The organism is Eubacteriaceae bacterium Marseille-Q4139 (genome assembly GCA_018223415.1).
Classification (GTDB): Bacteria; Bacillota; Clostridia; order Lachnospirales; family Lachnospiraceae; genus CABSIM01.
Genome location: JAGTTQ010000001.1, coordinates 475,698 through 490,714 on the forward strand (window position 1 = coordinate 475,698; position 15,017 = coordinate 490,714).

Consider the following 15,017-nt stretch of genomic DNA (forward strand, 5'->3'; position numbering starts at 1 on the left):
GTATGGGCCGGCAGCCGGGGGAATATGCATCCATATGCAAAAATCTTCCGCATTCTCCTATAAATCCAGTTCCCTTAAAAACTCAAAGGCCTCTTTTAAGGTCTCCGCATCCGGGCTCCACCCGAAATCCAGGGATATGATCCGGTTCCCCCATCTTGCCAGATAGCGGTCCGTCCATTCTCCTTCCCGCGCCTTTAAACGGCAGGCCGCGTCGGCTCCCAGTCCCGGCTCTTCCCATGTTTCCCACTGATAATGCCAGAGTTCGTCCTCTTCCCCCGGCACCGGATACGGCTCCAGCATTTCTGCCCATACCATCGAAAGGAATGGGGAAAAACGCACTTCGGCTATCTGGTAGGAAAGTCCCGGCGCTTCTTTCCTGCTGTACTGCCTGCCCGTTCCCACCGCCAGAAAGATCGTACTGTCAAGCTGCCACTCTCTCGAGTAGGAGGCGCCTTCTGTAAAATTTTCATCCGTCAGTGCCTCGACCGTCAGCGGCATGGGCTCCGTGCCCTTTCCATACCGTCCGCTTGTCACCATCCGAAAAATCATGACGCTCAGGAAAGCGACCAGCCCAACGGCAAGGACAGCGGCAGAACAAAAGGTTATAAGCTGGTTCAGCCTGCGGGAAACGCCCCGTTCTTTCATCATCTCCCGTATTTTAAAAATTGCGGCACCCAGCATAAAATATAATACGGCGGTAATGGCAAACACGGCAAAATACATCGCTCCCTGGAAGCTGTACACAACTGCAAAAGCGGCTGCCAGCAAAGCAAGGATTAAGAGCCCTCGTCCTGCACTCCGGGCCCCCGGCGCCCCGGGAAGGCAGTCTCCGCCCTCCGCAGCCGCCCGTTTTGAGCGGACGTACCAGACGGCATATCCTGCCAGCCCAGAGCCCATATACAGAATCAGCAGGAAGAAAAGCGGAATTACAGCAACGCTTCCCGGTCTCGATAACGTCCCGATGGGATCCGACAAAAATAAGGAGCACTGGAACAAAAGCTCCAAAAGCAGGACGGCCAAAAGCACCACATTGGACGGGATAAAGTTCTTTTTCATCGCGCGGTGGACGGCTTTTAGCTTTACCTGGGCCTCTGTCTCTATGGGCACCGGATTCTCCTTCCGGGTGTAAAAAACCTGCATCTGGGCCCACTGAACCGCAGGCTCCCATCCGGCCTCAAGGCAGTATTCATAAAACGTCTTCTGACCCTCGGGCGGAGCCGGGTCAAAATCCGAGGCATCCGGAAAATAAGCCACGGAAAACCGGAGATGTTCCGGTTCTATCCGCTTGTAGACCCAGAAAAACGGCGTAATCTGTTTAATCAGCCATCCCTTTTCTGCCATTTTTTCCAAATGCGCTTCAATTCCAGCCGCATCGTAAAATAAGAAGTTTTCTATCCTGAGTTTTTCTTTTTTCATTCTCCGTCCCCCTCTCCGAAGGTTTTCCTGTAATCCTCCCGCATGCGGCCAAGTCTCCCATATTCTTCTGAGAGCACCTTCCGCCCCTGTTCCGTAATCACGTAGCTGCGCCTTCGCCCTTCCACCTTCGTCTCACGGATCATCTCTGCTTCCTGAAAGTTTTCCAGCAGGTTATATAAGGTTCCAGGCCCGACAGCCACACGGCCCCCTGTCATTTTCTCCACACGTTCCATAACATCAACGCCGCAGCACTCCGTCACGAGGCTTAAAAGGATATAAAACATCTGCTCCGTGAGCGTCCGGAATTTTTCTCTCGCCATCTGAAGCGCCCCTTTCTGTCTGTTCTGTCCCAGCCAGGCGGCAGGTTTTATCCGCCTGCCGGACAGTCTTTTGTACCACAGTCATCTGACTGCAATATCGAATATCGTTATTCTGATTCTATTATAATATCGAATATCGACAATGTCAAGAGGTTTTTAGAACATATGTTTGTTTTTTACCATATAAAAAAGCGCCGGACACATCGTCTGCATCCGGCGCAGTTTTCTGCTATCTTCAATTTACGGAAGACGGGAATAATCTTCATCGGATACCGGCTCCAGCCACTCATTGGCGGCATTTTCTCCCGGGATTTCAACAGCCAGATGGGAGAACCAGCTATCCTTTGCTGCTCCGTGCCAGTGCTTTACGCCTGCCGGGATTTCCACGGCATCTCCGGCATGGAGCTCCCTCGCTTCCTTGCCCCACTCCTGGTACCAGCCGCGGCCCTCGGTGCACAAAAGGATCTGGCCGCCGCCTTTGTCTGCACGATGGATGTGCCAGTTGTTGCGGCAGCCCGGCTCAAACGTCACATTTGCCGCTGCGACTCCGCCTTCTCTTGCAAGGGGCTTTAAATAGCTCTGGCCCACGAAATACTGTGCGTATGCGTCGTTTTTCCCTCCAAGGCCAAACAGGCCGCCGCGGCCCGTTCCCGGCGCCTCGTCCTTCCACACCTCTTTTGCCATGCGGAAAGCCGCCCATGCCTTCGGCCAGCCTGCATAAAAGGCCGCGTGGGTAAGAATTTCCGCAATCTCCTCTCCCGTGATCCCGTTTGCCTTTGCGGACATCAGGTGGAACTGGAACGAAGAGTCCACAAGCCCCTGTGCCATCAGGGCTGTAACCGTAACCAGGGAGCGGTCCCTGAGGGAGAGCGCCTCCTCCCGGCTCCACACCTCTCCGAAAAGTACATCATCGTTGAGCTCTGCAAACTTCGGGGCAAACTCCCCAAGATCCCTGCGTCCTGCCGTCTGTTTTACTGCCATATCCATTTCCTCCGTTTCTGCGAAATTTCTCTTATCTGAATTTCCTGCCGGCGAAACCAATCTTCTGCGGGCGTACCGGATAGGAAGGCCGCAGCGCTCTTTTCGAATCAGATATGCAGCTTTCCCGGTACATCTTTATTTTAATCCCGGCCGTCTCAAATGTCTAATACCTGGTTTTTATCGTTTGGCATGCCTGGAAAGTATCGTCTGGCAAACTGGCGCCGCAAAAAGCATGGCATAAAGAAAAAAGGCCCGCAGGGAACAAGCTGCTCTCCTGCGGAACCTGTATGGCGCTTCCGGCTGTCTCATCCGTCCTTTTCTATGATGTAGGACTGGAGGCTCCGTCTGCATCCGTTCTTTTCATAAAATCCCTCTAACCCTGGCTGCGCCCCGAAATACAGCATGGTCGGGGTATGCTCCTTTGCAAGCCCAAGAAGACTGCTTCCGATCCCCTGCCTCTGATATTGGGGAAGGACGAGAAGCTCTGTAATGGTGCCGAAAAAACAGCCGTCCGTAAGGAGCCGGAGACAGCCAACCAGCGTGCCGCCGTCGTATGCGGTGATATTGACCGTCTTTTTTAATGCCTGCTCTGTTTTTTCCACGTCGTAGTTCCCAGGCCAGACCTGGTTGACAAACGGGAGGAACCTTTCGGCGGAAAGCGCCTGATCATCGATGCGGTATTCCATTTCTGCCTCCTTCTTTCCTGCTGTCTGCTGCATGCTCTTTCATTGAGGGCGCGCGGTGTTTTGCTGCGGCCCGGCGCTAAACCAGCTCTGCACAGTGCCGGCGTTCTGGAAAATTACTCTCTTTTCAGGCCATGCCCCCTGTACATCGTGCCGCGGATGCACTCCAGGCGCACCCGGAGGCTCTCTAACAGGTACTGCTTTTCCCTGTCATCACAGCCGTTTATGAGCTTCAGGATCTCCCGGGTCGTTTCATTTTCCATGTCCGGCACGATTTTCACGTAATCGCAGAAGACGGCCTCGATTCCGATATCCAACGCCTCAACGATTTTTAAAAGCCGCTCCACGCTCAGCATGCTCTGGCCTGTTTCAAAGCGGCTGATGGCGCTCCACGAGATTCCCGTGTACTCCGCCAGTTTTTCCTGTGTGATACCTTTCTTTCTTCTCTCCTGCTGCACGTACTTTCCGATGTTGTTTTCTTTCCTAGAGATTTTGACTGCTTCCTTTCCTGGTATCTGATTGGATGGCAGGCGCAAGGTGCCTGCGCCTGCCGTTTGAACCGTGTCTGAATTGGACTCAATATACCAGAATTTGTGAAAAAAGTCAAATCGGGTTTCGGTTAAAATCCGGAAATTCTGCGCTTTATACCTTTGCCGCTTCCTTCACATGCCAGCAGGCCGCCATATGCCCGCCAAAGTCCTCCATCGGCGGCAGCTCCTTCCTGCACTGCTCATCGGCATATGGACAGCGCCCTGCAAACGGGCAGCCGGCCGGCGGATTGATGGGCGTCGGAAGCTCGCCCTCCAGGCGGATCCTCGATCTCGCCTTTGCCACATCGGGATCCGGGATCGGGATGGCAGAAAGAAGCGCCTTCGTGTAGGGATGGATCGGGTTCCCGTAAAGCTCATCGGCCTCTCCCACTTCCACCAGGTGTCCCAGGTACATGACGCCGATCCGGTGGGAAATATAGTTTACCATGCTTAAGTCATGGGCAACAAACAGGTAGGAAATCCCCATCTCCTGCTGGATTTCCTGGAGCAGGTTGATGATCTGCGCCTGGATGGACACGTCCAGAGCCGAAATCGGCTCGTCGCAGATGATAAATTTCGGATTTAACGCCAGCGTCCTTGCGATGGAAATCCTCTGCCTCTGTCCGCCGGAAAACTCGTGGGGATAGCGGCGGATATGATCCGGCTTTAAGCCTACGGTCTTTAAAAGCTCAGCCGCCCGCTCCTCGCGCTCCTTTGCGGAGTTTAAGATCCCGTGGATCTCCATGGGCTCCTTGATGATCTCTCCGACGGTCATCCTGGGATTTAAGGATGCGTAGGGATCCTGGAAAATCATCTGGACTTCCTTCCGGAAAGCTTTTTCTTCCTCGCCGTGAAGGTTCGCAATGTCCTTTCCTTTATATAGGATCCTTCCCGACGTGGCCGGGTAAATTTTTACTAACGTCCGCCCCAGTGTGGACTTTCCACAGCCGGACTCGCCCACGAGGCCAAAGGTTTCGCCCTCGCCGACGGAAAAGCTCACATCGTCCACGGCCTTTACGATCTGCCTTTTGGAAAAAATCCCCTTTGTCACGTCAAAATACGTCTTTAAATGTTCCACGGAGAGCAGCGGCCTTCCGTCTGCCGCTCCCGGCTTCTTTCCTTCCATATCAGCCATTCTGCTCCCCCTTTCTCTTTCTCGCCTCTTCCAGCCAGCAGGCACACTGATGCGTCTCAGAATACGTTGTCACCGGCGGCATCTGCATTTTGCAGATTTTCATGGCCTCCGGGCACCGGTCCACAAACGGGCAGCCGGCCGGCGGCTTTAAAAGATCCGGCGGCGATCCGGCGATGGGCTTTAATTTATCCTTCTTCTCCGGATTATGGACGCACCGGAGAAGTCCCATGGTGTACGGGTGCTTCGGCTCATAGAAAATTTCCCTGTCGCTCCCCGTCTCCACAATCTTCCCGCCGTACATGATAAGGATCCGGTCGCATAAGCTGGCGACGACACCAAGGTCATGGGTAATCATGATGACCGAGGAATCCAGCTTGTTTTTCATATCTTTAATGAGGTCGAGAACCTGTGCCTGGATCGTCACGTCAAGGGCCGTCGTCGGCTCATCGGCGATGATGAGCTTCGGGTTGCAGGCCAATGCAATGGCGATGATAATCCTCTGGCGCATGCCGCCGGAGAACTCGTGGGGATACTGGTTTAATCGTTTTTCCGGGGACGGGATCCCCACCTGGCGCATGAGCTCAATAGCCCGCGTCCTCGCCTCGGCATCGCTCACCTTATTGTGGTTTTTAATGACCTCGGTGATCTGTTTTCCAATCTTTACCACCGGGTTTAAAAATGTCATCGGATCCTGGAAAATCATGGACATCTCATTTCCGCGGATCTGGTTCATGCAGGCCTCATACGCCTTGTGGTTCGGGAAGGCGGCCTCGGTGATTTCCTGTCTCCCAAATTTCACGCTTCCTTCGGTGATGGAGCCGTTTCTCGCAAGCAGTCCCATGACCGAATACATGGTAACGCTCTTTCCGCTCCCCGACTCGCCGACGATGCCGACGGCCTCCGACTCCCCGACCGAAAAGGAGATGCCGCGCACCGCATGGACGGTTCCCTGGTCGGTTTCAAAATCTACATGCAAATCTTTTACTTCCAGTAATGCCATCTCGCACCTCCTAACGGTTCTTCGGGTCTAACGCCTCGCCGACGCCGTCACCGATAAAGTTTAAGGAAAGGACGGTGAGGCAGATGGCTGCCACCGGCCATACAATCTGAAGGGGATAGCTCTGGATCACGGAGCGGGCCTCGCTGGCCAAGGTTCCCCAGCTTGCCTGCGGCAGGGAAATGCCGATGCCGATGAAGGCCAGGAAGGACTCCGTAAAAATCGCGTCCGGCACCATGAGCGTCGTGGAAACGATGATCGGGCCCATGCAGTTGATGATCAGGTGCTTAAAGAGGATCCGCGCACGGCCGGCGCCGATGACGTAAGCCGCCAGGGCAAACTCCTGCTGCTTTAAGGTCTGTACCTGGGTACGCACCTGCCTTGCCATGCCGATCCAGGAGGAAATGCAGATTCCAAGGAGCACGGAGCCGATGTTGGAGCCGAACACCATCATGATTAAAATCACGTACAGCATGGAGGGGATCGAGTAGATGCAGTCCACGATCCGCATCATCACCATGTCCACCTTGCCGCCGGCGTATCCGGCAATGCCGCCGTAGACTACGCCGATAATCAGGTTCAAAAACGCTGCCACAAAGCCGACGGCCAGGCTGATTCTGGCGCCGAACATCAGCCGCACGAGGATGTCGCGGCCCAGCTTGTCGGTCCCTAACGGATGGGCGGCCGACGGAAGGGCATTTCTCAGATCCAGATCCTGAGCGTCGTAGGTGTAGGGCGATACCATCGGTACGACAATCGCCAAAACAATCATAACTCCCAGGAAAATGAGGCCGGCCAGGGCCAGCCTGTTCTTTTTAAAGCAGTCCCACGCGTCACGCAGATAGGTCTTGCTTTCCATGGCGATGAATTCCGTATTTTTTTCACTGTCCGACAGCTTCTCAAAGAGAGAGTCGTCGAGCATTTCTTTCGTCTCTGTCATGTCGTCATGCCTCCTATCTGCCAAGCTTGATCCGCGGGTCAATGAGCGCGTTTAAAATGTCCGTGATGATGTTGGCGACAATGATAAACGAGCCGTAGAGGATCGTAAGCGCCATAATCATCGTGTAGTCACGGTTCGTAATGCTGGTGACAAATTCCGCGCCGATGCCGGGAATCGAATATAAGCTTTCGATGACAAAGCTTCCCGTGAGCATCGTGGCGATCAAGGGGCCGGCGTAGGTGATGACCGGCAGCATGGCGTTTTTCAGCCCATGGCGCCAGATCACCAGCTTTTCCGGCGTGCCCTTGGATTTTGCCAGCACCATGTAGTCCTGGCGCATGACCTCTCTGAGGCTTGAACGCACCAGCCTTGCGATCATGGAGATCGGGTAAAAGGCGATTCCGGCTGCCGGCAGGATGTAGTGGAGCGGCGAGGTAAGGCCCACAAAGGGCAGCCACTGGAGCACTACGCCGAATAACAGCATTAAAAGCACCGAGAGCAAAAATCCCGGCATGCTGACGCCCACCGTCGCCAGAAACAGCACCAGGTTCGACACCCATTTCCGCTTGGAAAACGCCGCCACCGTGCCCATAAAAATGCCTGTCACCATGGCAAAGCAGAAGCTCACGGCGCCCAGCTTCGCCGTGTAGGGAAGGCCAGAGGCGATGATTTTTTCAATGTCTTTTCCTTTCCGGTAGATGGAGACGCCGAAATCCCCATGGAGCAGGTTTTTCATGTACACCACATACTGCTCCGTGACCGGCTTGTCGAGGCCGTATTTTTCATACAGCTTTTCAATCACCTTTGCCGGAAGCTTCACCGTGTCGCCGGCAAACGGCGAACCCGGGATGATATGCATGAGGAAAAAGGTGATGGTCGCCAGCAGAAACAGCGTCACGACGCCGACTGCCAGACGCTTTGCAATGTATCTTAACATCCTGTCACGTCTCCTTCTTTAGTCGTCAAGGCCCTTTAAATATTTGTCAAACCAGGCCGTCATCTCAGAAAGCCGGCGCATCCTGTGGAGCGGCTTCCCGCTTCTGGAAAGCTCATGGTTCTCCCCCTCAAAGAGGAAGGCTTTCGACGGCACGCCGTGGTATTTTAAGGCCGCAAACATCTGCATGCCCTCGGAAAGGGGACAGTTGTAGTCCTTTAAGGAGTGGATAAATAAGGTCGGAGTTTTTGCCTTATCGGCGTAGGCCACCGGCGAACGCTCCCAGAGCTCCTTCGGAGCCGTCCACGGCGTCTTTCCGCCGTTTTCGTCCACGTCAAAGGAAAAGCCGATCTCACTGCACCCAAAATCCGAAAGCCAGTTGGAAAAGCTTCTCTGGCTGACGGCAGCCGCGAACCGGTCGGTATGGCCGATGATCCAGTTGGTCATCCAGCCGCCGTAGCTTCCGCCGGTGACGCCAAGGCGCTTTTCGTCGATGGCCGGATAGAGCTTTAACACATGGTCGGTGAATTCCATGAAATCCTTAAAGTCAACAGTGCCGTATTTTCCGCGCAGGTCGGCGAAATCATCGTCACGTCCGTCGGCGCCTCTCGGATTGCATAAGAACACGAAATAGCCGTTTCCGGCAAAGGTCTGCATCTCATGGAACAGCGTGGTTCCAAAGGCCACCCGCGGGCCGCCGTGCATGTCCAAAATGGCCGGGTATTTCTTATTGGGGTCGTAGTCCTTCGGGAGAATCACCCATCCGTCGATATGGACGCCGTCGGAATCCGTAAAGCCGGCATCGTGAAGCTCGCCCACGTATTTTCCGTCAAACGCAGCTTCATTGATATGGGTAAGCTGTTCGCAGACACCGCTCTCTTCATGGTACAGATAAAGCTCCTGAAGCTTTCCCGGTGTCCGTCCCACAAAGACAAAACCGCCTTCACAGGCAGCAAAGCAGTCGATGGCCCCGTCAAAGTCAAAGGCCTTTTCCACCGCCCCGTTTTCATACCGGTACAGTTCCCCGCGTGTTCCGACGCATGCCGTAAAGTATGCCTTCTGTCCGCAGGCCAAAAACTTTTCGCCGCCGCCTAACATAATGTCGCTGGTGGGGACAGAGCCTACCGAATGGCCGAACCTGGCCGCAAAGTCCGTATGGCCGTTTTCCCACACGTAGATGTCCGGGTACTGGCCGGATCCATGATGGTCCATGGCGCTCCCTGCAAATACGATGCGGTCTCCGGCGCAGTCGAAAAGGCCGATCCGCAGCTTATCCGGCTCCACCAGCGTCTTCGTCTCGCCCGTCTTTTTATTATAGGAATAAAGTCCCTTTGTCTTCGGAAGCAGCCTGTCATAGGCGGCGCCGGTATAGACGATGGCATCCCCCTCTGTCCGGAAGCCGTCAACGGCAAATAAATCCTCCGTCACCTTGCGGATTTTCTCCGCCCCGCCAGCGTTTTCGTCAAACAGGAACAGGGAATTGCGGAAGCGGGACACGAAATAAGCGCCGTTTTCCCAGTAGGGGAGCTCTTCTAAAATGTGATAGTCCTGATATTCCTTCAGTTTCTCTTCCTCTGACGGCTTATTTAAGTCCACGACAGCCGAAAAGACGTAGACGCCGTCATCCATTTTTTTGATACTGCCCACCGAATAGGGAAGCTCAAAGGCGCGCACGGCCTCGCCTCCCTGGAGCGGGAGCCTGTAAAATACGGTTTTTTCCTGATTTTTTTCCGGCCGGTCTTCATGCTTTCTTGACGATGCGAAGAGAAGCGCGTCCTCGCTGTCAAAGGAAAGAAGGGTTTCAGCGCCAAAAGAAGTCAGTTTCCTGACTTCTTTTGTGCCAAAATCCACGATATAGACCCAAGAATCATAGCCGTTTTTTTTCCGGCATGCCTGCTTTACAAGAAAGGCTGCCTTTTTCCCGGACGGCGACGCCGCAACTCCGGATAAAAACTTAAATTTGAGCAAATCGTCGATTTTTATGCTTTCCATACCATTCTCCTGCTTTATTCAAAATATGCGTAGGAATAAACCGGTACATCGCCCGGTACCATGTAAACGCCCTTTAAGTGCTCGCTCTTTAAGGCCGGCTCGTTGAAGTCGAAGAGCGGGATGACATATACCTGATCTTCTACCAGGTATTTCTCAATCTCGTGAAGCTCGTTCATGTAATCGGTGCGGTCGATGATCTTTGTGACATCCGTCATCATCTGGTCATAAGCGTCGTCAGCCACGGCCGGTACCGGCTGCATGGCCTTTGTCCACTGGTTTAAGAACTCGGACGGGTCGTTGGTACAGGACAGGCCGTAGCGCGCCAGATCGAAATCGCCCTGGTCTACCTGATCGTAGAACACGCCGGACTCCACCACATCCAGTTCGATGTTGACGCCGACGGCTTTCCACATCTGCTCAAGCATCTGGGCAACGTCTGCGTGGATGGAGTTGTTGGAGTATTTGTAGCGCAGCGTCAGCGGGTTGGACTCGTCATAGCCGGCTTCTGCAAGCAGCTCTTTTGCTAACTCCGGATCGTACTCCTGGAATTTCTGCTTCTCGTCGGACTCTTCGCGGAAATCCTTCTCTGCACCCATCATGCCGTGGGGCACATAGCCGTAAAGCGGGGTGTAGAAGTCGCCGGCGTTGATAGCTTTTACGATTTCCTCGCGGTTGATGGCAACGGCAAGAGCACGGCGGACATTGACATCCTTTAATGCCTCAGGGCCGGTTTCGCCGGAGTTTAAGTCGATGGAGTAAACCGACTGCTGCGGACGGTTCCAGAGCTCTTCCGGATTTTCATAAGTGGCGACGATGGAGGCGTTGATGGAAAGGGCCGCGTCAATGTCGCCTGTTTTGAAGGCTGCCGCCTGGGCATCCATATCCGGCATAACCTGGAACGTGATCTGATCTACGGTCACATTTTCTGCATCGTAGTAATTTTCATTCTTCGTAAGGACAACTTTTTCGTTTTCATTGCAGTAATCCAGCACATAAGCGCCTGTTACCGGATATCCCGGCTCTACGGACCACTCGCTGAAGCCAGGCTCTGCCACGTCTTCCCGCAGCGGAAGGAACGCGCTGCCGCAGAGAAGGCCGGTAAAGAAGGCACACGGCGTCTTTAAATGGTAGACTACCGTCGTGTCGTCAAGGGCTTCCACGCCTGCAAAGGAGAAGGTGGAAAGATCCACTTCTGTGTCGGCAAGGTATTCTTCGGCACCCTCTAAGTATCTCACAAGCTTGTCGGTGACGAAACCGTTTTCTGCGCCGTATGTCAGGTTCCTGTTGACGGCGTAGACGAAATCATTGGCCGTAACCGGCTCGCCGTCGCTCCAGGTAAGCCCTTCTTTTATTTTAACGGTGTAGGTCAGGCCGTCCTCACTGACTTCGGCCTCTTCGGCCGCCAGCTCCGGAACGACGCTTCCGTCTTCCAGCTTCTTATAGAGGCCGGAATACATGTGGGCAATGGCATAGCGGTTCACGGTCTCCGTGGAAAGGCCCGGATCCAGAGTCGTAAACTGCTGGGCAACGCCGACCGTCACCTCGACTGGTTCTCCGTCTTCGGCAGTCTCGCTGCCGCCTTCATTGGTTCCTGCTTCTGTCTTCGTATCTGCCTCTGTCTGTCCCTCGCTGCTGCTCCCGCAGCCTGCCAGAAGTCCCGCGCACATGGACGCAGAAAGCAGAACGGCTAAAAACTGTTTTTTCATAAACCTGTCCTCCTCGTATTTCTTGTCTGCCGGCTCCGGCCTGTCAGGAACGGCTCCTGTCTCTCTGGCCCATAGGATATTTCTCCGGCAAATTATGCATATTATACATTAGTTCGCATAATAATTCAAGTGTTTCTGCATAGAAATATTGGTGGGATTCAAGGAAAAATCCGGCAGAATGCCGAAAAAGAGGCGATTTCATCAGTTGATATGCGGTTTGAATGCCTGCATATGCAATAAATCCGGGAAATCTCCCGGACTTATTGGATGCGGCCAGACGGCAGACCCAGCCGTCATGGAAGCAGATGGTATGCTCTTTTCAGTATGTTTACAAATGCCCTGGCCTCCAAAGAAACGGCCTGGCTATTCAAAAACAGAACCAGGTTCATTTTCGTCTCCGCATCGGGGATCTCAATGCATTTGATCCCATGGCGCTTCATCTCGTCTGCCTGCCACTTGCTTCCAAAGCTGAAACTGTTTGTCTCAGCCAGAAGCCCCATCATGGCAGAATAGCTGTTGACCTGTATCACCTGTTTCAGGCTTGTCAGCGGCACCCCATTGATCTTAATTCCAAGACGCAGAATGGAATATATGTCCAGATCCAGATGGATGTACCGCATATCTTTTAAACGATCTTCCGGCAGCCTCTCCTGCCGGTCAAAGTCTGTGCAGGATTCCCGAACCTGGAGATACAGCCCGCCCTGATCCAAAACCTCCATAGTAAGAGAGCTTTGTGATACTTTGTTCTCCAGGGCCGCGACTTCCGGATCACTTAATACCGCAATTCCCACTCCGAACTCATCGTCCTGAACGCCTTGCAGCAAGTCCATCAGCTTCGTTTCATAAATCTTTAATATGATCGAATCGCCGTTGTCCCCGGAAACATAATCGAGCAGCAGCTCAGACTTCAGCAAAAGCGAAAACAAATAGATGTGAAGCTCGGAACATCCCATCACTTCTTTCTTTTTCCGCAGCAGCTCAATGGTCTTTATCTCCTCTTTCAGGGGCATGCTGCACTGATATAACAGCCGTCCTTCTTTTGTCAGACGGATTCCCTGATTGGAGCGGACAAGCAATGGATATCCCATGTATTCTTCCAGCTTTTTTATATTTCTGCTGAGTACGGACTGGCTGATATAGAGTTCTTCCGCAGCTTTGTTGATGCTTTTTCTGTCTGTAACCTCCAAAAACTGCATCAGCCAGGAAATATTTATCATCCGTTACCCCTCCTTTTCATCAAACAGCAGCTTTCGCCTCTCACATACGGCCCTGCAATGGATACAGTTTTCACGCATACAGGTATTCTGCTCCAGATTCATATAAAATCCGTCTTTTCCGCTCCTCTTTGCCGCATACATCGCCGCATCAGCATTCCGGTACAGGTCTTCATAGGAATGGATCTCCTGCGTAATAACTGCCACGCCGATACTGACCGACAGCTTATAGCTCCTGTAATATTCCTGAAGCTCTGTCCTTACTTCCTTCAGGAACTGGTTCAGCTTCATCTGCATGATCTCCGTGCTGAGTTCTTCCCGCAGCAAAATCACAAACTCGTCTCCCCCCAGCCGCACTTTGAGATCCGTGGAACGGAACTGCCTGCTTAAAATCCCGCCGAAGGCTTTCAGCACCTTATCGCCTTCCGCATGTCCCGCCTCATCGTTCACTCTTTTAAAGTTATCCAGGTCGATAAGCACCAGCATCCCCTTTGGATTTTCCTGCCGGAATATCTGCCGCACCTCTTCTTCCAGCTTCGTTCGATTATACAGGCCCGTCAGTGCATCCGTTACATTTTTCGACATCTCTTCCGACAGCCTCGTATTAAGGCTGTGGATTGCGTTCATATCTTTTGTGATATCCTGGACAAAGCCATAGGAGGCGTTCTGAAGGCAGGTCCGGTGTACCATCAGCGTGCGGCCGCTTTTCGTCTGGTATCGGTCCTCTCTGTAAATGCCGTCCTTCCAGACTTCCTGCTCGTTCTTCACCTTCTCATATTCAGACCTTATCTTTCGATGTACCTCCTCTTCCGAAAGCTCTGTCAGGGATATCAGATTGTCCGAACAAAAGATTTGATTGAGATCCACGTAATACTCATAGGCAGCCACTCCCTTATCAAACATATTGGCTAAGGTACAGAGCCGTTTTTGCTTTGTCTCAATGACGGAAACAAGCTTATTCAGATCCTGGGAAAGCTCCTTGATCTCTCTGTTTTTCCCCTCCTTAAAATATACGGTACTTGCCCCATTGATGAATCTGGCCATTTTCTGCGTAATGGTTTCCAGATCCGTTAAGACGGCATAGCCCAGCAGCCAGTACACAAAAAGCAGAACGAATACACAAAGAACGGCCACGGAAGCCATTCCCCTTATAAAGCTTTCGCGGATTCTCCCATGAAGCCCTGATATGTCGGAGGCGTATCCGTAGATAATCCCCTTCCTGCATACACAGACTGCCGCCCACTTTTTCCCTGTGCTGCCCGAAGTATATATATCCGTTCTTGTCTCCCCTTCTTCCATATCCAGAATCATTTCCAGGGAATAATCCACCTGCATCTCGTTGTTTTCTGACAGGGCCAATAACTTTTCCGTTTCCTTTTCCAGGGCAAAAAGGAAACGGTAGCGCTCTGTCGGAATGGAATTCAGGAGGTTCTTCAGGGATACCAGGCTTTCGTACTGTTCCAGCGCTTCCGCCGAAATCTCCAGCTGGATCATTCCTTTTGGCTCATCTGCCGGCTTTACGCCGACATAAATTTTCCGCTCTCCTGTCTCCTCAGGACACCGCTCCATCTGAATATGGCTTTCCTCACCGGAACGCCCCTCGATCAGCGGCAGAAACTCTTCCAAGCGCCTGTCTTCATGAAAGCTGAGCCCGATGTTTTCAGGATTGCTGCTTTCCACGATTTTGCCGTATTCATCAACAATATTTATCCCTTCTACTTCCAAGACATTCAGCATGTCGTTCCAGTCAATGCCCCTGTTTTTTGCCCGGCTGTACCAGTTCGCAGCGACATTCGCCCTGTTTAAGTAATCCGCCTCAAACATCTCATACATATCTTCTTCGCGTATCTCGTTAAGCTCCACCGAGTGAATAATCTGTTCCATCGAGCTTTCCAGGTACTTTATTTCCGCTGAAACATTGCTGCTGTATGTGAATTTATTTAAAATCCAGGCCATAACCAGAATCAGCAGGCCGGTTCCTGCAAGAAGGCTTAAACTGACCGATTCCCTTAAGGTCATACTGCCTTTAAAATATTTCATGCCGTCCATTCCTTGTAATTGATAAGATTCCCATCAGGCGACAGGCACGCAGACAAATAACAAAAGTCCATAGTATCGCTCCTCATCAGACACAGTCTTTTTGAAACATACCAAAAACTTACTCCTCAG

General features: G+C 52.7%; 13 protein-coding genes. All 13 read right to left on the reverse strand.

Annotation, left to right across the window (positions count from 1 at the left end; all coding sequences use genetic code 11):
- Positions 1-57: 57 nt before the first annotated feature.
- Positions 58-1,416, reverse strand: a complete 1,359-nt coding sequence (locus KE531_02310) for a DUF2812 domain-containing protein (protein ID MBR9952466.1) — start codon at positions 1,414-1,416, stop codon at positions 58-60.
- Positions 1,413-1,736 (reverse strand): helix-turn-helix transcriptional regulator, encoded by a 324-nt coding sequence (locus KE531_02315; protein ID MBR9952467.1) that lies wholly within the window; start codon positions 1,734-1,736, stop codon positions 1,413-1,415. Before KE531_02315 ends, KE531_02310 begins: the two co-directional genes overlap by 4 nt.
- A gap of 240 nt (positions 1,737-1,976) precedes the next feature.
- The gene (locus tag KE531_02320; protein ID MBR9952468.1) at positions 1,977-2,717 is read right to left on the reverse strand and encodes a carboxymuconolactone decarboxylase family protein; all 741 of its coding nucleotides are present in this window, start codon (positions 2,715-2,717) and stop codon (positions 1,977-1,979) included.
- A 305-nt stretch (positions 2,718-3,022) separates the two neighbouring features.
- Positions 3,023-3,403, reverse strand: coding sequence for a GNAT family N-acetyltransferase (locus tag KE531_02325; protein ID MBR9952469.1), 381 nt, complete (start codon positions 3,401-3,403; stop codon positions 3,023-3,025).
- Between the two features lie 113 nt (positions 3,404-3,516).
- A complete protein-coding gene (locus KE531_02330; protein MBR9952470.1) occupies positions 3,517-3,858 on the reverse strand; it encodes a helix-turn-helix transcriptional regulator in 342 nt (113 codons plus the stop codon).
- 184 nt (positions 3,859-4,042) lie between these two features.
- Positions 4,043-5,056 (reverse strand): dipeptide ABC transporter ATP-binding protein, encoded by a 1,014-nt coding sequence (locus KE531_02335; GenBank protein MBR9952471.1) that lies wholly within the window; start codon positions 5,054-5,056, stop codon positions 4,043-4,045.
- Between the two features lies 1 nt (position 5,057).
- The gene (locus tag KE531_02340) at positions 5,058-6,065 is read right to left on the reverse strand and encodes an ABC transporter ATP-binding protein (GenBank protein ID MBR9952472.1); all 1,008 of its coding nucleotides are present in this window, start codon (positions 6,063-6,065) and stop codon (positions 5,058-5,060) included.
- Between the two features lie 10 nt (positions 6,066-6,075).
- On the reverse strand, positions 6,076-7,002 hold the full coding sequence (locus KE531_02345) for an ABC transporter permease (protein MBR9952473.1): 927 nt from the start codon (positions 7,000-7,002) through the stop codon (positions 6,076-6,078).
- A gap of 13 nt (positions 7,003-7,015) precedes the next feature.
- Complete coding sequence (locus tag KE531_02350) at positions 7,016-7,939, reverse strand: ABC transporter permease (GenBank protein ID MBR9952474.1); 924 nt, start codon at positions 7,937-7,939, stop codon at positions 7,016-7,018.
- Between the two features lie 18 nt (positions 7,940-7,957).
- Positions 7,958-9,928, reverse strand: coding sequence for a S9 family peptidase (locus tag KE531_02355; protein ID MBR9952475.1), 1,971 nt, complete (start codon positions 9,926-9,928; stop codon positions 7,958-7,960).
- 14 nt (positions 9,929-9,942) lie between these two features.
- On the reverse strand, positions 9,943-11,634 hold the full coding sequence (locus tag KE531_02360; GenBank protein ID MBR9952476.1) for a peptide ABC transporter substrate-binding protein: 1,692 nt from the start codon (positions 11,632-11,634) through the stop codon (positions 9,943-9,945).
- Positions 11,635-11,927: 293 nt separating this feature from the next.
- Positions 11,928-12,851: a LysR family transcriptional regulator gene (locus KE531_02365; GenBank protein ID MBR9952477.1), complete on the reverse strand. Its 924-nt coding sequence runs from the start codon at positions 12,849-12,851 to the stop codon at positions 11,928-11,930.
- Positions 12,852-12,854: 3 nt separating this feature from the next.
- A complete protein-coding gene (locus tag KE531_02370; protein MBR9952478.1) occupies positions 12,855-14,888 on the reverse strand; it encodes a GGDEF domain-containing protein in 2,034 nt (677 codons plus the stop codon).
- Positions 14,889-15,017 lie beyond the last annotated feature (129 nt).

Bases quoted from the DNA above. Each gene is read 5' to 3' on its own strand.
- KE531_02365 (MBR9952477.1), bottom strand. From the start codon at position 12,851: ATGATAAATATTTCCTGGCTGATGCAGTTTTTGGAGGTTACAGACAGA.
- KE531_02360 (MBR9952476.1), bottom strand. From the start codon at position 11,634: ATGAAAAAACAGTTTTTAGCCGTTCTGCTTTCTGCGTCCATGTGCGCG.
- KE531_02310 (MBR9952466.1), bottom strand. From the start codon at position 1,416: ATGAAAAAAGAAAAACTCAGGATAGAAAACTTCTTATTTTACGATGCG.
- KE531_02320 (MBR9952468.1), bottom strand. From the start codon at position 2,717: ATGGCAGTAAAACAGACGGCAGGACGCAGGGATCTTGGGGAGTTTGCC.
- KE531_02325 (MBR9952469.1), bottom strand. From the start codon at position 3,403: ATGGAATACCGCATCGATGATCAGGCGCTTTCCGCCGAAAGGTTCCTC.
- KE531_02350 (MBR9952474.1), bottom strand. From the start codon at position 7,939: ATGTTAAGATACATTGCAAAGCGTCTGGCAGTCGGCGTCGTGACGCTG.
- KE531_02340 (MBR9952472.1), bottom strand. From the start codon at position 6,065: ATGGCATTACTGGAAGTAAAAGATTTGCATGTAGATTTTGAAACCGAC.
- KE531_02335 (MBR9952471.1), bottom strand. From the start codon at position 5,056: ATGGAAGGAAAGAAGCCGGGAGCGGCAGACGGAAGGCCGCTGCTCTCC.
- KE531_02355 (MBR9952475.1), bottom strand. From the start codon at position 9,928: ATGGAAAGCATAAAAATCGACGATTTGCTCAAATTTAAGTTTTTATCC.
- KE531_02345 (MBR9952473.1), bottom strand. From the start codon at position 7,002: ATGACAGAGACGAAAGAAATGCTCGACGACTCTCTCTTTGAGAAGCTG.
- KE531_02370 (MBR9952478.1), bottom strand. From the start codon at position 14,888: ATGAAATATTTTAAAGGCAGTATGACCTTAAGGGAATCGGTCAGTTTA.
- KE531_02315 (MBR9952467.1), bottom strand. From the start codon at position 1,736: ATGGCGAGAGAAAAATTCCGGACGCTCACGGAGCAGATGTTTTATATC.